The sequence below is a fragment of the Paenibacillus sp. FSL R7-0210 genome (assembly GCF_038009085.1).
Lineage (GTDB): Bacteria > Bacillota > Bacilli > Paenibacillales > Paenibacillaceae > Paenibacillus_AQ > Paenibacillus_AQ silagei.
Map to the genome: position 1 here is coordinate 5,812,201 of NZ_JBBPAR010000001.1, position 24,122 is coordinate 5,836,322.

Genomic DNA, 24,122 nt, shown 5'->3' on the forward strand with positions numbered 1-24,122 from the left:
ACTTAATTACTGGATATGGAGGAATTGCTAATGAAAGCAGCCCAAGGTGTCCGGCTACTCCTGGTGGATGATGAGCCTCATATCCTTCAGTTTCTGGAGCTGGGCCTAATTAACGAAGGCTTTGAGGTACAGACCGCCGCCGATGGCGCTGAGGCCCTGGCAGCAGCGGCCGACTTCAAGCCGCATGTCGTTATTCTCGATGTGATGATGCCCGGCATGGACGGATTCGAGGTCTGCCGGTGCCTCCGCGCTGAGGAAGCAGAGGTGGCGATCATTATGCTGACCGCGAGGGATGAGGTGGACGACCGCGTCACGGGCCTGTCCCTGGGCGCAGATGATTACATGGTGAAGCCGTTCAGCTTCGAGGAACTGCTGGCCCGGATTCAGGCCCGGCTGCGCAACCAGTTCCCCGGCCTGCTCGGCGAGGTCCGCTGCGGCCCCTTCCGGATTGACGGCCGCCGCAAGGAGATCCGCCATAAGGAGGAGGTGCTGGAGCTGTCTCCGACCGAATATGAGCTGCTGCAGTATCTGGTGATCAACCACGGACTGGTCCTGAGCAAGCCGATGATTCTGGACAAGGTGTGGGGCTATGACTTCGGCGGAGAGGAGAATATCGTGGAGGTCTATATCCGCTCCCTCCGGGAGAAGCTCGGCGACAAGGAGCACCGGATCATCCGCACCCTGCGCGGGGCGGGGTACCGGGTGGATCTGGTATGACTGCCCGGACCCGTAGATTCACGGGCAGATTCCATGCTCCGCGTTCCCTGCGCAAGCAGCTGCTCGTCACCTCGCTGTTCATTCTCTCAGGATTGCTTATACTGATCGGCACACTCCAGTATGTACTCATGCGAAATTTCATATACAGCAACCGGGCAGAGGCGATGGAGACCCAGATACGCTCTGTGCCATTTGAAATCTTCAATAATGCAGGTAACAGACGACCCGGAGGAGACCGTCGTCCCCTGCTGCTGGACGCCCATACTACCCTCGCTATCTACAATCAGGATGGCGGCTTCATGGATTTGAAGGAAGAGACTCTGTCCGCTTCGCCTGCACCGAGAATGAGTAATGAGGCTTATGACCAGCTGTTGAAGCTCCCCCAGGACAAGAGGGGCGGGAATTACCAGTTGATTACCGCCGGGGATGGCAGCGGACATCTGGCTGTCTTCATGAATCTGGGCAGGCCCGGTGCTGCCCGGATGCTTCTGCAGATGACAGTGGAGACCGGACCGCTGAGGGATGTCATCCTGCAGCAGCTGCTTATCTTCGGCGCATTGTCGGTAGCGGCTCTGCTGGCCGGGCTGCTGCTGTATTTGCCTACGCTGCGCAAGACGCTGGTCCCCTTATCCAACATGGGGCGTTCGGCCCAGATTATCGATGCCGGCAACCTGAATGTGCGGTTCCCCGAGGAGCAGGGCCAGCTTGAGATCGACCAGCTCTCCCAGTCCTTCAACGGCATGCTGGAGCGGCTGGAGATTTCGTTCAAGAATGAGCGGGAGGCGAAAGAGCAGATGCGCCGGTTCGCCGCCGATGCTTCCCATGAGCTGCGGACGCCGCTGACGTCCATCTACGGCTTCCTGGAGGTGCTGCTGCGCGGAGCTGCCGATAACCGGGAACAGCTCTACAGCGCGCTCAGCAGCATGCACGGTGAAGCCAAGCGGATCAACAAGCTGGTGGAGGACCTGCTTCTGCTCGCCCGGATGGACGGTGCCCCCCGGCTGCAGGTCAAGCAGGTACTGCTGGGCGAGCTGATCGACGACATGCAGGCGCAGCTGCGGGTACTGGCCGGAGAGCGGCAGGTCGTCTTCGACCTGGCCTGCGGCATCCAGTGCCTGGTTGATCCTGACCAGATCAGACAGGTTCTTCTTAATCTATTCCACAATGCGGTTCAGCATACCGATGCGGTCAAGGGCATCATCCATATATCTCTGCACGCCGCAGGAGAACTGGCAGAGCTGACCGTGAAGGATAACGGCTCCGGCATCTCTGCGGAGCATCTCCCGCATGTCTTCGACCGCTTCTATCGCAGCGATTCCTCCCGCACACGCAAATACGGCGGCTCCGGGCTTGGATTATCGATTACGAGGTCCATTGCCGAAGCGCATCACGGAGAGGTGACAGTATCCAGCGCTCCGGGTGAGGGCGCTGCCTTCAAGGTCTCCCTTCCATGCCTGCAGGATTAGCCAATGAGCTGTAAATAGCGATATAATAGTAGGCAGGAATGAAGCGAGTTTTGCTAAGTGAATTAATGAGGTTTATGCTATCAAAACTTAAAGCATATGCTTCCGAAGTGAGTTTTGCGAAGTGGTTCCATGAGGGGTTATGCTATCAAAACTTTTAGGAGGGTATCTCATGTACGAAATCGCCATTATCGGAGCCGGTCCTGCCGGTGCAAGCGCAGCCCTGTTTGCTGCCAAGGCCGGCAAAAAAACACTGCTGATTGACAACGACAAAGGTATGACCCGCAGAGGATGGTATGAGAATTATTACGGAATTAGCGAGATCGGCGGACCTGATCTGGTAGAAACCGGACATAAGCAGGCCGTGAAGTTCGGGGCCGAGCTGGTTGCCGGACAGGCGACCTCACTGGAAGCCAGCGGTGAGGGCTTCGTCATCGGGACAGAGAGCGGAGCTGCTTATGAAGCTAAGCATGTCGTGCTGGCGACAGGTGTTCTGACGGATCTGGCTGCCGCAGCCGGGGTAACGACCAAAGAAGGTACGGAGCCAAGAATCAAGACGGTGATCGCCGCCACACCGGAAGGCAGAACCAACATCAACGGAATCTGGGCCGCCGGAACCGTTGCCGGAATGAGTGTCCACGCGATTATCACTGCCGGGGACGGCGCCAAGGTTGCCGTTAACATTATCAGTGAGCTGAACGGCGCACGTTATGTCGATCACGATTTGCTGAAGGCTTAGCAGATACAGCTGTTACATAAGAACCGCCTTTCCTTTTTGGAGGAGAGGCGGTTTTTTGATGTGGAAGGAATATGGTTATTTGTTGAGACTGGCGACTCTCTGCTCCTGCGCGCTCTGCTGCGGCCTGCCGCTGTAGAATTCCTGAACGATGTAGAGGGGACGGCCCTTCGATTCATCATAGATCCGTCCGACATACTCCCCCAGAATACCCAGCATGAGCAGCACGAACCCGTTGAAGGTCAAGGTGATCCCGATCATCGATGCCCAGCCCTTCACGGCCGCATCCGTAAAGAGCGCCAGATACAGCACATACATCAGGTACAGAAACCCGGATACGGACAGCAGTGCTCCAAGAACACCCGCCAGCTTCAGCGGCTTATAAGAGAAGGAGGTAATCCCGTCCAGCGACAGCTTCAGCATCCGTCTGAATGGATATTTGGTCTCTCCGGCCAGACGCTCCTCCCGCTCGTATTCTATCGCCTTCTGGCGGAATCCGACCCAGCTGACCAGACCGCGCACGAAGCGGTTCTTCTCCGGCAGACGCTTCATCTCATCGCAGACTCTGCGGTCCATCAGGCGGAAATCACCGGTGTCCACCGGAATGGAGATATCTGTTGAATAACGCAGCACCCGGTAAAATAAGCTGGCTGTCCACTTTTTAAACAGGGACTCTCCGTTTCGCTTGATCCGCTTGGCACACACGACCTGGTAGCCTTGCTTCCACTCCGCAATCATCTCCGGAATCAGCTCGGGCGGGTCCTGGAGATCCGCGTCAATGATCACGACCGCATCGCCCAGCGCATAATCCATACCTGCGGTAATAGCGACCTGATGCCCGAAATTGCGGGACAGATCGATCAGCTTCACACTTTCATCCCAATAGCTGTATTCCTCGATCATCTGCGCGCAGTTGTCCGTGCTGCCGTCATTGACGAAGATCAGCTCGTAGGGCTCGCCTGTTATGCCCATTACTTTTTTGATGCGCCGGTAGGTCTCCTGAATAACAGCCTCTTCATTGAACATCGGTATTATAATGGAATAGCGCACTTGAACACTCATGGGCAGCTCCTCCTTAAAAGTAGTAAGGAAGCGCGCCGGCACACGGCCGGATATACGCGCTTCCTGATCTCCTGCTCACGCAGGTTAGTTCAGGGTGATCTCGTACAAGGTTCCGGCATTGCCGCTGTTCTGCGTTCCCTGCCAGTCTGCGGCCGGAACCTCCGTCCCGTTCGCGGTAATCCATTCCGTAATCTCCGAGCTGCCGCCGCCCCGCATCCCGCCCATGCCGCCGCTGGTGACCAGGAAGTACTTCACTTGCCCGCTCTCTACAAGCTCCTTCAGAGTGGCTGGGGTGTAGGGCGTATCTGACGCATTGAAGCCGTTCAGGATGACGACCCGCTCCCCTTCGTCGATGATATACGGGCCTGCCGTTCCATAATCCATCGCTGCGAACAGATATTTCTCGCCGGTATTATGCTCCTTGAGATAGGTCAGCAGAGACTCATTGATACCGGCAGCGTTATTCCTCCCCCCCATGCCGCCCATGTTGGCTATGTCGGGCATGTTGGCTATGTTGGGCATGTTGCTCATTGCCCCCATCCCGAAGGGGCTGCCGCTATCCGGTCCTGCTGCTGGAGTCATGCTATTATTTCCATAGACAATCGGTGTAAATGCCCAGTAGAGCGGGCCAATCAGCAGCACCAGGAACCCTGTTACCGCAGCAGCATGTAGCCAGGAATGCTTACCCCGTACCGCCTTCAGCAGCCGCAGAATTATTAGCACTACTGTCATTGCAATACCTGCTGCCAGTATGCCCACGGACCAGCCGCTGCCGATGGTATCGTCATACGGACGGATAATGTACACCTCAAGCACCGTTGTAGCCAGCACCGCTGCGGGCAGCAGCCAGGACAGCCAGTCCTTCCGTTCCTTATAGTAGCTCCAGAGCTGAGACCAGCCTGCACCTGCCAGCGCCGCCACCGGCGGAGCCATCATAATCAGGTAGTACTGGTGGAAGAAGCCGGCAATGCTGAAGAATCCCATGACCGGAACCAGCCAGGCCAGCCAGAACAGGGCTTCCTTATGCTGCCGGGTGAAGCTCCTGCGGCGCAGGCTGGCCAAGATCCCGATGCTGCCAAACAGCACGAACGGCAGCAGCCAGCTCGCCTGGCCGGACAGCTCCTGCTGGAACAGCCGCAGCGGACCGGCAGTGCCTGTGTTGAACATGCCGCCGCCGTTCATCCCTCCGCGTCCGTTCGGGCCGCCGAACCCGCCGAATCCGCCTTCCGCTCCTTCTCCGCGCCGTCCGCCGTCCTGACCGCCCGGCACCATTCCGCCACCGCGTCCGTCCTGGCCTGGAGCAGTCCCGCCGCTGTCACGGCTCTGATTGTCCCCGGCAGCGGAATCACGGCCGTTCATCGTCCCTTGTCCGTCTGCGCCCCCTTGCCCGCCAGCTCCATCCATGGGCGGGAATTCACCGCCGAATTCCGGCATTTCCCCGTTCATTCCGGGCATACCGCCACCGAAGCCACCGCTTCCGCCTGCCCCGCGGTCACCGGTCAAGCGGGACACACCATTATAGCCAAAAGCCAAATTAAGCACAGAATTGGTGCCGCTGCTCCCGATGTAAGGCCGCTTATCTGCCGGAATGGAATCGACAATTACAGCCCAGGATAGAGACACTGCCAGCAGTACGGCAGTGCAGGCTGCAAGGGTACCTGTCTTCTTTTTCCAGTTCACCTGGGCTGCCAAAAGATAGAATAGATAAAAGGCCGGAAGAACCATATACGCCTGCAGCATCTTCTCATTGAAGGCGACACCGATAAGCCCGAAGGCGGCGAGCAGGCTACCCGGCCGGTGGGTCCGGGTGCCTCTGAAGAGAAACCATGCTGCCAGCAGTAAAGTGAATACCAGCAGCGCATCAATATTGTTCGTCCGGCTTACCGCCGCTGCTACCGGGGTGGCCGCCATAACGAGCGCTGCAAGCCGTGCCGCCGCCCGTCCGAAGGAAGGCTTCACCAGCAGATAGACTAAGAGTACCGAGCCTACACCGCCAAGCACCTGCGGCAGAATGACACTCCAGCCATGCAGGCCGAAGACCAGTGCACTTAAGGTCTGCAGCCAGAAGGTTACCGGCGGCTTATCAACTGTTACAGACCCTGCTGAATCCAGGGAAGCGAAGAAGAAGTTATGGAAGCTCTGCAGCATGCTGCCCACTGCGGTTGTATAGTACGTATTCGCATATTGGTCATTCCAGATTCCGTATCCGTACAGGACGGCTGCCAGCAGCATAATCATTACCAGTACAACATCGGTACCCGGCCTCTTCAGTATTTTCATCGTTTGATCCACTCCGATTCGTTCATTTCTTAGGTGTATTATGGCATCCGTACCTTAACCGGCAATGAATGCCCGCTGAATGTTTGCTGAACGTGCCGGACACGCCAAATACCCCACCAAGAGATATATCCTGGTGGGGTATTTGGGAGAGCAACTATTTCCTTTACGGCTTACGGGCCAGCGCTGCTACCTTGTTCAGGGTGTTCCAGTTGCGCGCGGTAAGCGCCGTTCCCAGCAGCTTGTCGAATGACACCTTGAACAGCGGCGACTCGCTCACACTCACTTCATAGAAGGCATACAGCTCCCTGCCGATCACCCGCACCTTATCGGCTCCATCCTCATAGGGACGGAGCTTCTCCAGTGCTTCAGCGGCTGGCTCCGCTGCCAGAAACGAGACGTACAGGCGCTTGTAGGCTTCCGGCTCACTCTGCGGGAACGGGTTGCCAGCAATGGCCGCCTCCAGCTCCTCCAGAGAACGGATGATTACAGGCACCTCAAAGCCGAAGGTCTCCTGGATCCGCTGGCTGATGGTCCCGGCAAGCCCGGAAGCGGAGGCTCCTTCACTCTCGAACACAACGTTGCCGCTCTGAATGTAGGTGCGCACATGCTCATATTTAAGCGCTTCGAACATCGCCTTCAGTTCTTGCATCTTAATGATTTTGTTGCCGCCGACATTAATGCCGCGCAGTAAGGCAATGTATGTATTCATCTGCGTTCCGCCTTCTCAATATCATCTATTATTCTGTTGCCCGCAGCGCTATGCTCTCATGCGTCTGCGGATCTCGCGGACCAGCAGTTCCTTCTCGGGAACCGGAAGTCCTTCAACCAGCCGTGCGGCTGCTACCGGCAGTATCCACGGGTTGATATCTGCAAGCGTCAAGCCTGACAGCTTCAGATATCTGCGGACATATTGCGCGGTCAGCCGCTTCCTGGCGAACCCTAAGAACCCCTTAGTGAACACAGAAGCCGACTCAGGCATGGACCCGATACTGAACATGATCACCGAACGTGCAACATCTGCTGCAGGATTGCCGCGGACACCGGTCATCCAGTCTATCACCCACAGCTTGCTGTCCATCAGGATGTTGTCCGGGTGAAAATCTCCATGACACAGCTTCTCCCCGTCAGGCAGCTGTGCGAGCCGGGACAGAATCTGCGTCTTCTCCTCCGTCTCAAGCATGGGCGCGGCGATAATCTGCTGCTCCAGCCGCTGCTTCTGCGCACCTGCTTCGCCCATGCCATCGAGCTGATGAAGGCTATTATGCAGGCCGGCCATCTGCTTGAAGCCGCTGAAGTTCAGCCACGGCTTCCGGTTCATCTGCTGTAACAGGGTAGGACCGGCGATCTGCTGATACACAATTCCCGGTCTGCCCTCTACCACTACCCGCTCATGGGGCTGCGGAGTAGCAACACCTTGTTCATAGACCCATTTACTGAAACGGTATTCTAAGTCCACATGCTCTTCCGGAACGTCATCGCGGTACAGCTTAAGAATCTTTCCTTCCCCGTACTCCAGCACTTCCGCCGTTCTGCCTTGACCGATTACCTTCCCCTGCATATCAAGCCCTCCAGGCTAATCCAGACTGATCCGCGAGTAAATGCTCTCATCTCCCTTTATAGTGAATCGCGGAAAAACTCATGATAGAAATTAATAATAACCAGCAGCACAGCCAGTGATTCGTTGACGCTATCCACTTCCAGAGCGTGGTTGGCATCGTCAATCCTGTATACCCTTACCTGCTTCATGCTGCTAAGCTCGGCAGGATGCTGCCCGGTGAACATCGGGTCACTCCCGCCATAAATTACACTGCCCCGGCTCTGCCGTATGAACGGAAGGCTCTCGGGAACAGGTGTAAGGAACAGATGCGAGACCTTCTCGCCCACTCCGGGCTCCGACGCAACCTTACCCGCAATAATCGTCCCCATACTCTTGCTGATGAACAAAAGCTGCTCGTAGTCGGGAAGTGAAGCAAGCGCAATCTTGCATTCCTCGGCAACAATATCAATCTCCTCGCGCTTGAAGGATACTCTCGCAGCCTGGTAGCCGTATTCAAGCAGCAGCAGGTCACAGCCGTATTCCCGGGCCAGCTTGCCCGCATAATCCAGCAGCGGCCGCTCGGCGGAATAATTCTGTCCCGGAAACACCACAGCCAGCATCTTGGAGCCTTGCGTAATAAGCTTATGTCTGACCTCTCTGCCCCAATGTGAGGACATTACAATGCTGGATACGCTCATCTATCATCCACGCCTTTCCTACCTGTTCTATGAGATTCTCTCTTGCCTCTCATTATAGCTAACTTCAGCACAGGTTGAAAACCGGACAGCCCCGCAGGGCGGGGCTGAATAGCTGACGCTGCTCTATGAACCTTCCGGCTGCTGCTCTGGAAGGGCCTTGTGTCTACTGTTCCTTCTGCGGGCAAGAAGCTCGGCTGTAATCCATAGTACCACAGGAATCACCACTTCGAACGGGAGGGCATATACCTTGTAGATGTGATAAGCGAACTCCTCCATTTCCATAATATTGGAATATATGAAGTCCGACAGATAGATCATGATCAGCCCCATCTGAAGCACTACAGACCGGTAGCTCCCCAGCTTGAATACCTTCGCTACCCCGTTGCAGGTTACATACAGGCACAGACTGACCTTGACGAAGAGCGCCGTAACAAACACAATGGCCGCCGAGCCCTCGATCCGGGTAACGAAATCGCCTATGTTAATCCGGCTGACCGCCACGTATGAGGGGAAGTACAGGCTGGACAGAATATCAGGGCCGAGCATCAGCAGGTTGCGCAGCGTGATCATAATAATGATCCCCCCTGCAATCAATGTGCTGCTGACCAGCACCCGCTTGGCAGAGCCCTTGGCCGGAATAGCGCTGAATGCGCCAAGGAAGACTACAATCTCGGCAAAAGGGAAGGTGAACGAGCCTGCTGTATCTGCAAGAATAAGGTTGAATCTGGTATGGAGTAGCGGCTTCAAATGATGGTATTCAAATTTGGGTACGGAGAGTAGTTGTAAGATCACAATTACAATCAGCGAGAACAGCAGCAGGAATTTGGCGCTTCTTCCAAGCACCTCGATCCCGGCGTGGACCACCCACATACAGAGCAGGCCAATCATAAGCATGGGTGCGAGCATCGGAGTTGCGGTTAAAGCCACGGTCTTGCTGAACTCCCCGAAATTGCGCAGCACCAGCGCGCCCAGATGTAAAGCATACCAGATATACAGACAACAGAGCATCCGTCCCAGGACGGAGCCGAACACTTCAATCAGCATGTCATACAGATCCTTGCCCGGAAACAGGACATGGAGTCTTGCATAGATCAGCATAAGGGGAATCGCCAGCAGAATCGCCAACATTTGGGCAATCCAGCTGCTGTTGCCGGACTGTGACGAGGTTCCCAGGAACAATGAAGCACCGGTGACAAATAATACAGCGATGCTGATCGACTGGCCAGCCGGAATAGTCTCTTTGCTCACACTCTCCTCCTCCTTCAGCGGTGCGCTCTAATATAGCTTTTTCACCCAATCCACAAACAGCGGGGACGGACTGGGAATCTCCCAGTGCATCGACAAGGCGAAGGCCAGCGCGAAGGAGATCAGATACAGGGCGGAGCAGACCAGGAAATCCCGCTTCATTCCCTTCTTCCGCAGCCCATACGGATCAATGACCGCTATCAATGCGTAGATTAATACCACGTAAATGACCATGCTTAATCCCCCAGCCGGATGGCCCGCGAAGTCTTGGCACTGCTCTGTATCGTCACCTTGGACTTGACGCTCACTTCAAGACCGGCAAAGACCTCAGGCCAGCGGTCCTTCACATTGTCCCAGAGCTTAGGCTGGTTCTCGTACAAGCTCTCGCCAAAGCCAAAAATATCAGCCTCATATTGCTGCTGCATCTTATGAACTAACGCAAGAATATCTGCCTGCAGCTGCTCGGCTGCCCTTTGCTCGATATCTTGAAGCGTCTCATCCTTAAGGAATCCATCCGGTGTCATCACCTCATCCAGCCCTGTCTTGGTTACAGTACGAATGTCTATTTGGAGCTTGCCATCCACCATTTGGTGCTTCAGCTTGGTCTGATTGGAGATAATCTCCAGCGAATACGCGGGATTCCCCCGCTTATCATCTACAGCCAGCACCCCACCCTTCAGTACATTTTTGACGATAAGCATCGTCTTCGTCTCATTGCCGCTCAGCTTGCCCACCATCCGGTCCTTCACGAATACGGCGGTACCTGCCACCCTTTCGCTCTCCTCACCATTTTTCCGGTGAATATGAATGATTGGGGCCGTCGCATTGATCCCCGAGGTCTCCAGCTTATCGATGAAATCCCAGATCTCCACAGTCGGGGCGGTATTCGTATACCTCTCGTCACGCATCATCTGGGCCAATTCAAAGGACAGGATCGCTTCCGTGGTACTGTTCAGATTGAGCACCTCGCGGGCCGTCTTCTCTCCGGACACGAAGATGAACACATCCGACCGGGTCTCCGTGTCCCGGCTGTACCAGTCAATGACTTTGACCAGCCCCTCTCTGGCCGCTTCCTCACTGATGATGATTGCCTTCGCATGACTCCAGAAAAGCTTCTTGCCTGTCATAGAGATCATATTGCGGACGATCTCAAACATCGTATTCCCGCTGAGGCTGACCATCTTGTAGCCCGCCTGGGCCTTGTCCGCCGACCCGCCTGTATCCACTACCTCTGCTGTAAGCAGCAGCTTCCCATTCTCATTCTTATCAATGGCCACACCGGCGACAATCGCCATATCATCCACCTCGGCATAATTCCAGCAGCCGGTGAGTCCCAGGCTCAGCAGCAGCAACAGTGCGATAAGAGAGGTACACCTTCTCAGCAGAGATCTCATGACCGCTTGACCGGTCTCTTGGCCGGTTTCCGTCTCCGGTTGCGCATGCCAATCACCGCAGGGCGCAAGTTCATATCCCACCAGGGCGCCCGGACGGTTGTATCCTTAATATCCTGGGGGCGGATCGAGCCTACCCCGAGCATGTATGAGACGCCGAAGGAGCGCAGGCTCATTAGGTGAATGACCAGACCGAGCAGACCGAAGAAATACCCGTAGAGGCCCAGGAAGAAGGTTGTGCCCAGCAGCACCAGTCTGGCGATGATCAGCGGTCCGGTCAGCCTCGGATTGAGCAGCGTCGTTATCCCTGTCAATCCCACCACAATGACCATCGGCGCACTGACAATCCGCGCATCCACAGCAGCCTGGCCCAGCACCAGCGCCCCGACAATGCTTACAGCCTGGCCAATCGATGTCGGTATCCGTGCCCCCGCTTCCCGCAGCACCTCGAAGATGGTCAGCATAAGCAGCGCTTCCACTATGGTTGGAAAAGGCACCGATTGCCTGGCAGTCGCAATACTAAGCAGGAGCAGAGTGGGGACCATCTCCTGGGCATAGGTTACAAGGGCAATATAAGCGGCCGGAATACTGATCGACATGAAGGCGCCCAACACTCTAAGCACACGGTTAAACGATGCAAAATAATAGTTGATATAATAATCCTCACTGGCCTGGAAGTTCTCAACGAATACATAAGGAACGGTCAGCGCAAAAGGGGTGCCTTCGACGAGGACCGCAACCCGGCCCTCCATGATTTTACTCACAAGTGTGTCCGGCCGTTCGGTACTTCCAACGGTTTCAAACGGAGAGTAGGGCTCGTCACGGATCAGCTCGGACAGATAACCCGTGTCCAGAATCAGATCAAGCTCCACCTTCTCCAGCCTGTCATACAGCTCCTTAATAATGTCGGGAGAGGCCAGGCTCCCCATATAGCAGATACAGGTCTGCGTCTTGCTGCGTGTTCCGATTTCCGTGAATTCAAATTTCAGATCCGGGTCGCGCACCCTGCGGCGGATCAGGGTCAGATTCACAAGCAGCGATTCGGTGAAGCCCTCACGGGGGCCACGCACCGTTTTCTCTGTAGTAGGCTCTTCTATCGCTCTGGAGTCCCATCCCTGAACATTGATGAGAAGCCCTCCGGCATAGCCTTCCAGCAGCAGCACCGCCTTCCCGCTGACGACCGCCCCGATCAGTCCATCTATCTCCTCGGAGACCATGACATCTGGGGTATCAATGACAGTCAACCGTATTCTCTCCATCAGAACCTTAGGGTCCCGGTGCTCTTCTTCTGCGGGCTGGTAGGCGAGTATCGGCTTGATAATCCCCGTCTGAATCAGATTCCGGTCCACCATTCCATCGACATAGATTAGCCCGCAGCGGACGGAAGCGCCCTGGCTGTTCTCTATAATCCTTACTCTTAGTGTCCCGTCGTTATTGAATATCTTCCGCAGCCGATCCACCGTCTCCTCCAGCGAAGGGCTTAGTGGAGGATGCGCTGATAGGGTACCGGCAGCTTCGCTGTTCAGTGCAGGTTGCTTGTTCTTCACCGCTATCACTCCCCTCAGAGATCTATTGCTCTGATTATCCCCCGTCTCTCTAACTCCTATTCGCCAGAATTTGCTGGATAGGAGAAGCAGAAGCCGCCCGGACCTTGAACGGCACAGCAAATAAGCCCGCTCTGTAAAAGAGGGGCCGGTTGAGTCCAGGCTTCGTATGATATCGTCAGCCGCTGCTCCACTAAGGCAAATGCTCCTTGCAGCAGCCGCTTTATGTTATGGTTAGTACAGTTAGATAACAGCGGTGGGATTGTTACAGAGAAAGGTAAAAGGAGCACATAAAATGACACCATTCACGCGAAAAGTTATTCTCATTATTCAGTCGATCCCGGAAGGCTCCGTCATGACCTACGGCGGGATTGCCCGGGCGGCCGGAAGTCCCCGGGCGGCCCGGCAGGTCGTGCGCATTCTGCATTCCATGAGCAGGAAGTACAAGCTGCCGTGGCACAGGGTCATCAACGCCAAAGGAATGATCTCGCTCACCGAAGACGAATCCGCCTCCCTGCAGCAGCTATATTTAACCGGAGAGGGCGTTATCTTCGATGAACGGGGCGTGGTTGACCTGGAGCGCTACCAGTATGTTCCGGCTCCTGAGCTGGAGATGGACATGGAGCTTCCGCCTGAACTCGGCGATGAGGAGGACACTTAACCTATCTTCCTCCGGCACTCGGAATAACTCCTGCGGCTCCCGCCCGCCAGCCCGTTCAGCAGGCAATACATCGTGGCATAGATCACCAGCAGCACAAAGGCGACGAACAGGCTGAAGAACACTGACTGCCGGTTCAGACTGTCCAAGACCAGCCGGTAGAGCTGATGGCGGTCCGTCAGCACATCCCAGCTGTTCAGCCGGTAGACTCTGCCAAGCAGGACGCCGTAGCCGCCCATGACACAGGCGAACAGGACGAAGACCCACGAGAGCAGCATGTTGCTTTTCCGGTAGATCACGTGCTGGAACTGGTACAGGGAGAAGAATCCGGTCAGCCAGCCGCTCCAGGTGAACAGGAGGAGGGTGGTCAGATCATACCAGTACCGGTTCTGGATCGTTCCGCCGACGATATACTTGCTTTTGCGGACAGTCAGATGGATCAGGTCAGTCATAATATAAGGCGCATTCGGAAAAAACAGCAGCCAGGCTACGCCCAGCGGCAAAATCAGCAGCCCCCCGATCTTCCGCTTATCCAGCTCATGCGCAGCCATGGAGAAGAAGAACGGCACCCAAGCCAGAAACAGATTCCAGAGCAGAAAGGCATAGAACGTATCCGTCTGCAGGGAAACTACGCGGTACACCGCAAGCGTTGCCCCCGTCATAGCAGCCAGAAGGATGAACACCTTGGTATAATTCAGTTCTCTCATGAAGGATAATCTCCTAACCTCGATATAGTCCAATGATATAATTGTACAAATATGGGGCGGGAGTGTCCAATACGGGAGGGTTTACGGGGAATCCGGTGATAAGTGGAAACGGCTTTGCCGTCTTTTCATACATTTCGCTTACGAATTAAATTCACTGTACTCATCCTCAGTCGTCTGCACGTTCTTCAGATACGTAATCTGCCCCATATCATTCACACGCATAATATCTATACCCGCCTTCGCATAGACCGTGCCATCGGCAGCTTGTCCGCATACTGCCCAGTTGGTCAGGTAGCTGCCGTCAGGCTGACGTACCCATGCGTCCCACATATGTTTAATGTCTTTGTTGTGTTCATAAAAAGTCTTAATCACTACCTCGAATCCTGTGCGGCTTCTCCCGCCCGACACAATTTCAGCATCCTGCGTGAACAGTGACAACAAATCTTGCATAGCCCGATCGTCGGTGCGGGAGGCATCATACAAACGGAAATAGTTATTTAACATGGTTATGTTCTTATCCGTGTGTTGAGCGTTAGTGGTATTACCGGCAGTTGTTGTGTTAGACATTTTATTACCTCCTGAATTTTCTGTAGTGTTATATTTAGTCGGGTTTTATAGTTCGAATATTTTCGAACTATTCAACATAAGAAGAACTATATCACACTCTATAAGCAACGTAAATGATAATTCGAAAATTTTCGAACATTGAAAGAAGATATTGAATATGCTAGTATCTACCTTATGAGAAATTTATCGATACCTACAGTTTCAGAGATGCATCTGACCACGGTCTGTAATGCATTAGGTGACCCGTTGCGTATGAAGATTGCCTATTGTCTAGCCAGTTCTGGCGAGAAACGCTGCTCCGCCTTTGAAGTCGACCACATCTCAAAATCAACGTTGTCCCATCACGTTAAAATGCTTCGTGAAGCTGGAATTATCCAGCCGCGCATAGAAGGCAAACAGCACTTTTATTCGCTCAGAAAAGATGATTTAAATACCCGTTTCCCAGGTCTGGTCGAAATGATTCTGCACACAGGAGACTTAGAATAATATATGATAAAGCGGGGACTTGGTATATTAAACGACAAAGAAATCGCTCCTTTTGGAATGGAAGGCGGACCCTCCATTTTACCAAAAAGGCGATTTCTTTTTCCGGATTACAAGGATTATACCCCGCCGCTGAGCTTGCGGGCCACCGCCGGAGTGCGCCCCTTGAAGGCAGCGCTGCGCGATGAGGATTCCTCCAGCCCCGAGAGGGCGCTGCATTCTCTGAAGGCCGCATGCGCACAGCCCCGGCACCGGCTCGGATTCACGCTGCCCAGCGCTTCATTGATCGCTTCGCCGGTATGATCATAGAACTGGGCAGCACCGATCCGGTCGTACAGCCCCGTTCTCTTGAGTAGCTCCAGCGGCTGGCTCTGGATGCCTGAGATCATCAGTCTGCCGCCAGCGGCCTGCAGCTCCTTCACCAGCGCTGCCAGATTGGCCTCGCCTGTCGTATCCATCAGCGGCACCTTGCCCATACGCAGCAGGATAAGCTTAGGCTGATCCGGGCCGAGCTCGGGCATGGTGTGGTCGAAGCGGTAGGCAGCGCCGAAGAACAGCGGTCCCTCCACATTGTAGATTCCGATCTGCGGACAGTCGTGGCTCTCTGTTACCATATGGGCCTCGACCTTGACGGAAGACGGGTCAGGCAGCACCTTGGAGATTCTATGCACCTCACCCATACGCTTGACGAAGAGCACAACGGCCAGGATCAGCCCCACCTCTACCGCCACGGTCAGATCAGCGAATACCGTCAGCAGGAAGGTAATCGCCAGCACCAGTGAATCCCCGGTCTTCAGCTTCAGCAGGTGGAGAAATTCCTTGCGTTCACTCATATTCCAGGCTACGACCATCAGAATCGGAGCCATCGCTGCCAGCGGAATGCTGGAGGCGTAAGGGGCGAACAGAAGCAGGATCAGGAACACCACCACACCGTGAATGATCCCGGAGAGCGGAGAAGCGGCACCGCTGCGTATATTGGTGGCAGTTCTGGCAATCGCACCGGTAGCCGGTATCCCGCCGAAGAGCGGCGCGGCGATATTGGCGACCCCCTGGCCGATCAGCTCACGGTTGCTGTCATGGCGGCTGCCCGACATGCCGTCGGCCACGACTGCGGAGAGCAGCGACTCAATGGCCCCCAGCAGCGCAATGACAAAGGCCGGACGGATCAGCAGCTTGATTTTCTCCCACGTAATGACCGGGAAGTGAAAGCTGGGGAGTGTATTCGGGATATCTCCGTAGGCGGAGCCGATGGTCGTCACCTTGCCGCTGAAGAACAGGGCTGCGATAACCGTGGCACACAACAGTCCAATCAGAGAACCCGGCACCTTCGGGGCAAACCGCAACCCCAGCACCACTACGCCGAGACATACTCCCGCAGTCAAAATGCTGTACAGATTGATTGTGGAGAGATGCGCCCCGATCTCCTTCATATTGTCGATAAAGCTCTCATGCCGCTTCATGTCCCTCAGGCCAAGGAAGTTCGCAATCTGCCCGCTGAAGATAATAACGGCAATCCCCGCTGTAAAACCAATGGTCACTGGCTTCGGAATGAACTTTATCAATACCCCCAGCCGCAGAACACCCATCAAGACAAGAATCACCCCGGCCATCATTCCGGCAATCAGCAGATTCTCGTACCCGTACTGCATGGCAATAGCGAACAAAATAGGAATGAATGCACCCGTAGGCCCGCCAATCTGGAACCTGGACCCGCCGAATAAGGAAATCAGTATGCCGGCCACAATGGTTGTATAGATTCCGTACTCCGGCTTCACACCGGAAGCAATAGCAAATGCCATCCCAAGCGGGATGGCAATAACGCCGACGATTGTCCCTGAAATGATATCCTTGCGCAGCGAAGCAATGTTATAGCCTTTGAAACGGCCCCACCCTGTCATCCTATAACCTTCTTTTCTCTGAATATCTGATTATTTGAATATAATACCCACATTACTCCTGCCCGCTGCTCTTGTCAACGGGGTAATCCGCCCCCCGGAGCCCGGGGTTATTCGCTGCGGATGCCTTCAAGCAGGGAAATGGTACTCACCAGATGATTGTCAAAGATCTGTCTGGCTACAGCCAAAAGCTCCTTAATCAGAGGATCACGTAGGGCATAGATGACAGTGGTCCCTTCCTTGACGCTGGTGACCACATTTTTGGCCCTGAGGACGGCCAGCTGCTGGGATACCGCAGAGCCTTCCGACCCCAGGATCGCCTGCAGCTCGTTCACATTCTTCTCGCCTTCGCTAAGCAGCTCCAGAATCCGAATCCGCATCGGGTGCGCCAGCGCCTTGAAGAATTCCGTCTTAAATTGTTGAATATCGCTGTTCATCAGACTTCTGCTCCTTATGCTGTTACTTGTTTCAATCTATATTATATTAGCTCATTTGCCTGAAGGTGGCTATGCCGGGACAGGAAATAGTTCGTCCGCCGGGGGCCCTGCGGCCCCTACAGATTCACCGGATACAGCCTCGCTTCACGGGTCCTCAGCTCGACGAAGCCGCCCAGCGCCATCGGTTCACCCAGGCATTCGAACATGATCAGGTCGCGGCCGATCCGCAGATAACCTGTGCCGTCCTCCTCTATATTTTCCAGCACGCCTGTCAGGATGACCGTGTCCCCTTCGATACGCAGGCCAAAGGCACCGCCGGGAGCAGGCACAATATCGACCCAGCTCATGAACAGCGCCGGCAGCTCCCATTCTGCCACCCATTCCTCACCCGGCTGAACAGGCGGTCCGCACCAGATGGCTCTGGCTTCCCCCCATTCCGCTGCCGCGAATCTGATTTCTCCGGTCCGGGGACCTTGTCCAAGAATGTGTATGTTCATCTTCATTAGCTCCATCTTCGTTCATTAGTATAACGTCATTATACATGACCAGGCGCCGGAGAGGATATCAGGTGTAATTCTGCGTTGCTTTGTTCAGATATGTGCTGGGATGCAGCCAGGGATGCTTGAAGAACTCGTGTTTGTCAGTGATCTGGCGCGATACGCTGAGGTCATAATCAATCATGCGCTTCACCTTCTCCGCGAGGCTTCTGCCCTTCACCAGCAGGCCCAGCTCGTAATCATGGCAGGCACTCCGTTCATTAATATTATAAGAGCCGTGAAATACCGCCTGCGCTCTGTGGTCGTAGATGATTTTCCAGTGGGAGAAGCGTTCAGTCGCACTATAATCATAGAAGGATACGCCGTTACAAAAGGGAACGTACATGTTGCTGCGCACCGCCGCCCGGTTCGTCGGATGGTCATTAATCTCCAGCGGATTGCAGATGGTAAGATGGCAGGCACGCTCCGGTCCCACTTCACCCAGCCGGTCCCAGAAGGCCTGATCGATCAGATACGGATTCACAATAAGGGTCTCATCGGCTGCATAGGTGATCACATCCAGAATATATTGCTGAATCAGATTCACCGGGTTGCCGGGAAAGCTCGCGAAGAGCGTGCACTCCTCCTCCCCGAACGCATAGTCCACCGCAGGACGATAGAAGGGTGACGCCAGGTCAAAGTGATCTCCCCCGAGCAGCAGCCACCTGGAGTGAAAAACAGCGTTCAGCGACTGGGCCACAGCCCCCTGAATGCGGAAGCAGCCGTCATGCCACTCCTCTTCCTTCGCGGGGATACCGAGCGGACGTCCATCCACCTGCTGATCCGGGGCTTCCTGAATGGGGGTGGCGAACGTATACTGGTCCCCGATATTCAGACTGCCGATAATGGAAGTTATTCCGTCTATAATCATGAATTTGCGGTGGTCAATCACATTCAGCCCGGTCACCTCCACATCCTCCTGAACCTTATCCTGCAGAAAAAGGATGCTCTCAGGCACGCCTTGTGACTTCAGCACCTTGCGCTTCGCAGCCCATTCCTCTGCACCGTAATAGGAGTGGAAGGTATCCAGCAGTTTTGCACCTGCCTGCTCCAGACGCCCGGCAATCTTGGAGAATTGCCCCACCTCCAGGTTCTGGCCGTATCCGAGCGCAGTGACCGTATAATTCACCATGATTCTAACCTCTACTCCGCGTTCAAGTGCATGAAGCAGCTCACTAGCGATAAGGTTCCCTGAATGGTCATTGAAGAACAGCATCACGGACAGATGAATGTAACGCTCAGCCTTGCCGATCTCGCCGAGCAGCATGTCCAGACATTGTGGCCCGTTCACATAAGGATCTACCCGGTTATGCCGGGTGGTCTGCGGGGCCAGAGCCCTGAGCTTACCGGAATCGAGTCCTGCTACTGTATCCGCGAGCTGATTAAGCCATTCCTGGCTTATACCCGGCAGTTGCCCGAGTTGCTGCATATCGGTTATGACGCCACCGCACTCCTGCCGGTAAGCGCGTGCGGTATCATTTTGCAAAAGAGGGGTAAACGCCGGCTCAGCCTCTTCCGCGCCTTCGGTAAGCGAGGCCAGGGAGCCGCCCGAAATATGATAATTCACGTAATCTATGAGATCCTGCTGAAGCTGCCCGTCCTGCTCGGCAGCAGCAGGGATTGAGGTTAACCGGTGATTATTATGTAGATTAGTCATGCTGTCTTCATCTCCTTCGTTCTTCCCCGCCTTGCTTCGTCAGCAAATGACAAGCCAAGTAAGGGTAAGGTAAGATACCCGGCTTGTACGTTTTATAAACGGCATGGCACCTATCAAAATAATCCCACAAAGTGGGGCCTTAGCTTCGATGATGACTCAAAAACTTTGCGGGGACCCCAAAACATATAAATTATTCTCTTAAAAAAAGGATGCCGCAGCAGTCATTAGACTGCCGGAGCATCCCGGGATTCCAGATTGTATAGGGTTAATCACTTGATAACGTAATTATTTGCTCAATTCCTCAGCGCTATACACCTTAACATCAAGCGGTGCGGTCAGGAACTCTCCCGCTTTGGCGGCGAAGCCGGTGAAGTGAGGGCTTGTGTTGTGAGCGGCAACGGCGGCCTGGTCACGCCAGGTCTCAACCATAATATAGAGACTTCCGTCTGCTGCATGCTTATACAGCTCGTAGGACAGGTTCCCTTCTTCTTCGTGTGTGGCGGCAATCAGCGGCTTCGCTGTGGCCAGGAACTCTTCCTCCCGTGCAGGATTCACATGAAGCAGCGCATGGATAATAATCATTTGGATATTCCTCCTAGAATTTCATGGGTATAGAGAATTATTTCCACTGGGCAATCGTGTCAATAGGCAGACGGACGGAGGCGTAGCCCTCTTCCAGTGCTTTGCCGATCGAAATCAGCATGACCGGAATGTAGCGTTCTTTGTCCAGACCGAACATTTCAGCGATCTGATCCTTTTCAAATCCGCCGATCGGATTGGTGTCATACCCGTGTGCGCGGGCGGACAGCATCAATTGCATGGAGACCAGACCGGCGTCAATCATCACCGTCTCTCTGTTCACATCTGCGGGCAGCTTGGCAAAGTGGGCGCCCAGGGCGGCCAGCTGTCTTTCTTTCACCTCGGCAGGCATAAGTCCGCGTTCTACAGCCGTTCCGTAGATTTGTTCAGCGTAATCGAAGTTATTCATATCACCGAATACGGCAATCACCGCTGCGGAGGTTTCGACCTGAGTCTGGTTGAACTTGGCAATAGGGGCCAGCTTAGCTTTGGCTTCCGGGCTTTCGATGATCACAAAACGCCAAGGCTGCATATTCACGGAGGAAGGCGCCAGCGTGGCTTCAGTAAGAATCTCTGTCATTTCCTCTTTGCTGATTTTGACGGATGAATCATATTTGCGGATAGAGCGGCGTCCTGTAATAATGCTGATGTAATCATTGTTTTTGGTAGTGTTCATGATAATTTGCTCCTTTAAAATGGTTTGATTATTGTTTCCGGCTACAGTAAATTAATGTTATATTGCAGCCGGGTAAGCATCTCTGCGAGCACAGTGCGCTCCTGTTCATTGAATCCGTTCAGCAGATCGCTGATGAACTCGGTCTTGTTCTCCCGGTAGGCATTGATATGCTCACGGCCTTGACCAGTCAGGGAGACGAGAGTCACCCGATTATCGGCTGGATTATTGCGGCGGGCGATCATCCCGTTCTCTTCAAGCCCTTTTAAGTGGCGGGTAACCGCTGCTGCATCGATTTCCAGAAGCTTTTGCAGGGAAATCTGACTGATCTCGGAAATCCGGTACAGCTCTTGCAGCAGCCTGAAGCGGGTCGGAGTCATGCCGGCGCAGCGCTCGAATTTGGGGCCGATTTCTTTGTGCAGGGCCTGTAGCAGTTCGAAGATCTTATGTTCATCGGGCTGAACTTCGCTCAAGATTAACCCCCTCACGCAAATAAATTGTGCAAAACCTTTTCGACAAAACATACTTTACACCCAATTCATTGACCCGTCAACTAATAATTTTTGGAGGAGGCTGCCAGTATGAAAATAGCCCTGATTCAGCTCGATATAGCATTTGGCAAACCGGAGGTGAATTATGCTGCCGCTGAGCGCAAAATTCGTGAGGCTACCGCCGGCAGTCCAGACTGCATTATTCTTCCCGAGCTATGGACAACGGGATATGACCTGACCCGGCTGGGCGAAATCGCAGATCCCGGCGGACATACCACGGGTGCCTTGATATCAGGTCTGGCCCGGGAATACGGCGTGAATATCGTTGCCGGCTCCATTGCCGTCAGGCAGGAGAACGGCGGCATTACGAACAGTATGTATGTCTTTGACCGCAGCGGGGCGTGCACCGGGGAGTATAGCAAGCTGCATCTGTTCAAGCTGATGGAGGAGCATCTCTACCTCCAGCCCGGCGCAGCCAAGGGACTGTTCACGCTGGACGGTATCTCCTGTGCCGGGCTGATCTGCTACGACATCCGGTTCCCGGAATGGGTCCGGGTTCATATGGCCGCAGGGGCCGAGATCCTGTTCATCAGCGCCGAATGGCCGCTGCCCCGCCTCTCTCACTGGCGCGCGCTGTTGATCAGCAGGGCGATTGAGAACCAGTGCTACGTTGTAGCATGTAACCGGGCAGGGGCAGATCCGGCGAATACCTTCGCTGGACATTCCCTGATCATCGATCCGTGGGGCGAGATTGTCAGCGAGGCCTCCGGGGGCGAAGAGATCCTCCGCGGCGAGCTTGACCTCGCCCGGGTCCGGGAGGTACGGGGGCAGATCCCGGTCTTCGCGGACCGGCGCCCGGAGTTGTATATGTAGTTGGGGCTGCAGGGGATATGTAGAGGCTGATCGCAGGGGGGCGGCATCTCTTGCCCCCGCAATCAGCCTCTTGGACTGTCTCAGGCCCGCTCACCCTCGCGCGTGCACATTGTGTTCGGTTTTTCGCATACATTTGGCCCGTGCACACCCCAGCCTGCACATTGTATGCTGTTTTTCGCATACATTCGGCCGCGCACACCCCAGCCTGCATATTGTATGTTGTTTTTCACATACATTCGGCCCGCGCACACCCCAGCCTGCATATTGTATGCTGTTTTCCGCATACATTCGGCCCGCGCACACCCCAGCCTGCACATTGTATGCTGTTTTTCGCATACATTCAGCCGCGCACACCCCAGCCTGCACATTGTATGCTGTTTAATACGAAAATAAAGTATCGGAAAATGCGCCGCAGACTGGATTTTGACAAAAAAAGACCCACCGCCCCCAAAAAACGTTTCGTTTTTTTTGAAAAAGGGAAGACTATGGGGTAGGATTTAGTTGCACGCTATATCCTAACTGCTGGATATATTGCACGTACCGATCCAACCGGTTTTTCTTGGACGTCTCATCGCCTAGTGAGACGTCTATTTCTTGGTATGACCTTTTCTCCCGCATCAGGGCATGGAGGATTCGAATCAGCAAATGTGCGGTGGCGACGTTTGCTTTTTTATCGCCTCGTCTCTTACGAATTCGTCGAAAGAATTGGCCGATCCGGTTCGAGGAGCGAGCGTTCGCCCAAGCCGCCTGACACAACGCCCCTTTCAGGTGCTTGTTCCCTTGCATCGTTTTTGACTTTCTTCGCTTTCCCGCGCTTTCGTTGTTCCCTGGACACACCCCCGCCCATGATGCAAACTGCGCATCACTCGGGAACATTTCCGCGACATGCGGCCCCACTTCGGCAAAGATGGTCACGGCAGACGTCCGCTCAATTCCTGGGATGGAGTCAATTTGTTCAATTACCTCCAGGTAGGGTTCTGCCTTCGCCTCGATTCGAGCTTCCAGTTCCGTGATCCTTTTCTCCAAATAAACCAAGTGGTCCCAATGGTCTCGAATCATCTCCCGATGATGACGGCGCAACTTGCCATTGAGCGCGTCTAGCAACTGTGGAACTTTCTTTTTTAAACGGGTTTTGACCAGGTTTTTAACGGCCATTTCGTCGACGACCTCGCCGTCCATGATCTTCTGGAGCAGGCCCCGTCCCGAAACCCCATATAGATCGGACATAAAGGTGGTTAGCTTGATGTTGGCATCCTGCAGGATTTTGTGGATGCGGTTCTTCTCCGCCGTCACCGCCTGCACCATCTTACTCCGGTAACGGGTCAAATCCCGCAAATCCCGGATGTCCTGTTCTGGCACCATACTGCCTTCAATGAGCCCGCAACGGTGCAATTGCGCTAACCAGCGCGCATCTTGCATGTCACTTTTTCGACCCGGCATATTCTTTACCCGCTGGGCGTTGGCCAAGACCAGATCACAACTGCCCTCTAAGATGTTCCATACCGGTTTCCAAAACACGCCGGTACTCTCCATCACCACTTCCCGACAGCCGTGTTCACTCAGCCAATCTTGCAGGCCTAGCAATTCTCGGGTTGTCGTCCCAAAGGTTTTCAGGTGACATTGTGGTTTCTGTTCGATCGGTCCTTTCAACACGTAGGCCACAACGGTTTCCTGGTGCACGTCTAGACCAGCGCAACACATACGTACAGCATCCATTCCAACCATCCTCCATCGTCAGTTTACAAATCATGCGCTCGAGTGAGTGTAATTTAATACACGTACTTTTGGGGGGCTACAATAGGCGATGCTCGAAAAGCGCAATAGAACGGTTTTTCGCACGGGGTGTATCCCAGTAACCGTTTCCGCCCTTTGATTTGTATATGTAGTGTTGAC

General features: G+C 54.5%; 25 protein-coding genes. 6 read left to right on the forward strand and 19 right to left on the reverse strand.

The features are described 5' to 3' along the window. The first annotated feature begins 30 nt into the window (after positions 1-30). From MKY64_RS24495 to MKY64_RS24505, 3 genes are all read left to right on the forward strand, one after another. Positions 31-717: a response regulator transcription factor gene (locus MKY64_RS24495; protein WP_339253325.1), complete on the forward strand. Its 687-nt coding sequence runs from the start codon at positions 31-33 to the stop codon at positions 715-717. After that, the gene (locus tag MKY64_RS24500; RefSeq protein WP_340956359.1) at positions 714-2,183 is read left to right on the forward strand and encodes a sensor histidine kinase; all 1,470 of its coding nucleotides are present in this window, start codon (positions 714-716) and stop codon (positions 2,181-2,183) included. The genes MKY64_RS24495 and MKY64_RS24500 overlap by 4 nt, the downstream gene beginning before the upstream one ends. Before the next feature lie 169 nt (positions 2,184-2,352). Then, entirely contained in the window at positions 2,353-2,919 is a 567-nt protein-coding gene (locus MKY64_RS24505; RefSeq protein ID WP_340956361.1) for an FAD-dependent oxidoreductase, read from the forward strand. 75 nt (positions 2,920-2,994) lie between these two features. On the opposite strand, the gene MKY64_RS24510 is transcribed toward MKY64_RS24505, so the two are convergent. The 9 genes from MKY64_RS24510 to MKY64_RS24550 form a co-directional block, all read right to left on the reverse strand. After that, positions 2,995-3,978, reverse strand: coding sequence for a glycosyltransferase family 2 protein (locus tag MKY64_RS24510; protein ID WP_340956365.1), 984 nt, complete (start codon positions 3,976-3,978; stop codon positions 2,995-2,997). A gap of 84 nt (positions 3,979-4,062) precedes the next feature. After that, positions 4,063-6,258 carry a glycosyltransferase family 39 protein gene (locus tag MKY64_RS24515; RefSeq protein ID WP_340956367.1) on the reverse strand — a complete coding sequence of 732 codons (2,196 nt, stop codon included), beginning with the start codon at positions 6,256-6,258 and terminating at the stop codon, positions 4,063-4,065. A 163-nt stretch (positions 6,259-6,421) separates the two neighbouring features. Beyond that, positions 6,422-6,967 (reverse strand): DUF1697 domain-containing protein, encoded by a 546-nt coding sequence (locus MKY64_RS24520; protein WP_340956371.1) that lies wholly within the window; start codon positions 6,965-6,967, stop codon positions 6,422-6,424. Positions 6,968-7,015: 48 nt separating this feature from the next. Next, on the reverse strand, positions 7,016-7,816 hold the full coding sequence (locus tag MKY64_RS24525) for a phosphotransferase family protein (RefSeq protein WP_340956372.1): 801 nt from the start codon (positions 7,814-7,816) through the stop codon (positions 7,016-7,018). A gap of 56 nt (positions 7,817-7,872) precedes the next feature. Continuing rightward, entirely contained in the window at positions 7,873-8,493 is a 621-nt protein-coding gene (locus MKY64_RS24530; protein WP_036722244.1) for an alpha/beta hydrolase, read from the reverse strand. A gap of 123 nt (positions 8,494-8,616) precedes the next feature. Further along, positions 8,617-9,741, reverse strand: coding sequence for a GerAB/ArcD/ProY family transporter (locus tag MKY64_RS24535; protein ID WP_036722242.1), 1,125 nt, complete (start codon positions 9,739-9,741; stop codon positions 8,617-8,619). A gap of 27 nt (positions 9,742-9,768) precedes the next feature. Next, entirely contained in the window at positions 9,769-9,972 is a 204-nt protein-coding gene (locus MKY64_RS24540; protein ID WP_036722240.1) for a hypothetical protein, read from the reverse strand. 2 nt (positions 9,973-9,974) lie between these two features. Next, positions 9,975-11,132 carry a Ger(x)C family spore germination protein gene (locus MKY64_RS24545; RefSeq protein ID WP_340956376.1) on the reverse strand — a complete coding sequence of 386 codons (1,158 nt, stop codon included), beginning with the start codon at positions 11,130-11,132 and terminating at the stop codon, positions 9,975-9,977. Next, complete coding sequence (locus tag MKY64_RS24550) at positions 11,129-12,676, reverse strand: spore germination protein (protein ID WP_340956379.1); 1,548 nt, start codon at positions 12,674-12,676, stop codon at positions 11,129-11,131. Before MKY64_RS24550 ends, MKY64_RS24545 begins: the two co-directional genes overlap by 4 nt. Before the next feature lie 292 nt (positions 12,677-12,968). On the opposite strand from MKY64_RS24550, the gene MKY64_RS24555 reads away from it, so the two are divergent. After that, complete coding sequence (locus tag MKY64_RS24555; RefSeq protein WP_036722238.1) at positions 12,969-13,334, forward strand: MGMT family protein; 366 nt, start codon at positions 12,969-12,971, stop codon at positions 13,332-13,334. On the opposite strand, the gene MKY64_RS24560 is transcribed toward MKY64_RS24555, so the two are convergent. Together MKY64_RS24560 and MKY64_RS24565 are read right to left on the reverse strand one after the other, a co-directional pair. Continuing rightward, positions 13,331-14,038 carry a DUF1361 domain-containing protein gene (locus MKY64_RS24560; RefSeq protein ID WP_340956383.1) on the reverse strand — a complete coding sequence of 236 codons (708 nt, stop codon included), beginning with the start codon at positions 14,036-14,038 and terminating at the stop codon, positions 13,331-13,333. The two genes, MKY64_RS24555 and MKY64_RS24560, sit on opposite strands and share 4 nt — an antisense overlap. A 138-nt stretch (positions 14,039-14,176) precedes the next feature. Further along, a complete protein-coding gene (locus MKY64_RS24565; protein WP_340956385.1) occupies positions 14,177-14,605 on the reverse strand; it encodes a nuclear transport factor 2 family protein in 429 nt (142 codons plus the stop codon). Positions 14,606-14,812: 207 nt separating this feature from the next. Here MKY64_RS24565 and MKY64_RS24570 point away from each other — a divergent pair, with 207 nt between their 5' ends. Continuing rightward, positions 14,813-15,091 carry an ArsR/SmtB family transcription factor gene (locus tag MKY64_RS24570; protein WP_445671734.1) on the forward strand — a complete coding sequence of 93 codons (279 nt, stop codon included), beginning with the start codon at positions 14,813-14,815 and terminating at the stop codon, positions 15,089-15,091. A 116-nt stretch (positions 15,092-15,207) separates the two neighbouring features. Here the strand turns inward: MKY64_RS24570 and MKY64_RS24575 are convergent, their stop codons facing one another. The 7 genes from MKY64_RS24575 to MKY64_RS24605 form a co-directional block, all read right to left on the reverse strand. Beyond that, positions 15,208-16,986, reverse strand: coding sequence for a SulP family inorganic anion transporter (locus tag MKY64_RS24575; protein ID WP_036722225.1), 1,779 nt, complete (start codon positions 16,984-16,986; stop codon positions 15,208-15,210). Positions 16,987-17,093: 107 nt separating this feature from the next. Next, positions 17,094-17,420: an ArsR/SmtB family transcription factor gene (locus MKY64_RS24580; RefSeq protein ID WP_036700195.1), complete on the reverse strand. Its 327-nt coding sequence runs from the start codon at positions 17,418-17,420 to the stop codon at positions 17,094-17,096. A gap of 116 nt (positions 17,421-17,536) precedes the next feature. Next, entirely contained in the window at positions 17,537-17,917 is a 381-nt protein-coding gene (locus MKY64_RS24585; RefSeq protein ID WP_339312580.1) for a hypothetical protein, read from the reverse strand. A gap of 67 nt (positions 17,918-17,984) precedes the next feature. Continuing rightward, positions 17,985-19,613 carry a phospholipase D-like domain-containing protein gene (locus tag MKY64_RS24590; RefSeq protein WP_340956389.1) on the reverse strand — a complete coding sequence of 543 codons (1,629 nt, stop codon included), beginning with the start codon at positions 19,611-19,613 and terminating at the stop codon, positions 17,985-17,987. A 285-nt stretch (positions 19,614-19,898) separates the two neighbouring features. Beyond that, a complete protein-coding gene (locus MKY64_RS24595) occupies positions 19,899-20,195 on the reverse strand; it encodes a putative quinol monooxygenase (RefSeq protein WP_076083848.1) in 297 nt (98 codons plus the stop codon). Between the two features lie 37 nt (positions 20,196-20,232). Further along, entirely contained in the window at positions 20,233-20,868 is a 636-nt protein-coding gene (locus MKY64_RS24600; RefSeq protein ID WP_155991204.1) for a nitroreductase family protein, read from the reverse strand. Positions 20,869-20,909: 41 nt separating this feature from the next. Then, positions 20,910-21,338 (reverse strand): MarR family winged helix-turn-helix transcriptional regulator, encoded by a 429-nt coding sequence (locus MKY64_RS24605; protein ID WP_051477777.1) that lies wholly within the window; start codon positions 21,336-21,338, stop codon positions 20,910-20,912. Positions 21,339-21,446: 108 nt separating this feature from the next. Here MKY64_RS24605 and MKY64_RS24610 point away from each other — a divergent pair, with 108 nt between their 5' ends. Beyond that, positions 21,447-22,229 carry a carbon-nitrogen family hydrolase gene (locus MKY64_RS24610; RefSeq protein WP_340956391.1) on the forward strand — a complete coding sequence of 261 codons (783 nt, stop codon included), beginning with the start codon at positions 21,447-21,449 and terminating at the stop codon, positions 22,227-22,229. 483 nt (positions 22,230-22,712) lie between these two features. Here MKY64_RS24610 and MKY64_RS24615 read toward each other — a convergent pair whose 3' ends face one another. After that, on the reverse strand, positions 22,713-23,945 hold the full coding sequence (locus tag MKY64_RS24615) for an IS110 family transposase (protein WP_339253293.1): 1,233 nt from the start codon (positions 23,943-23,945) through the stop codon (positions 22,713-22,715). Between the last annotated feature and the right edge of the window lie 177 nt (positions 23,946-24,122).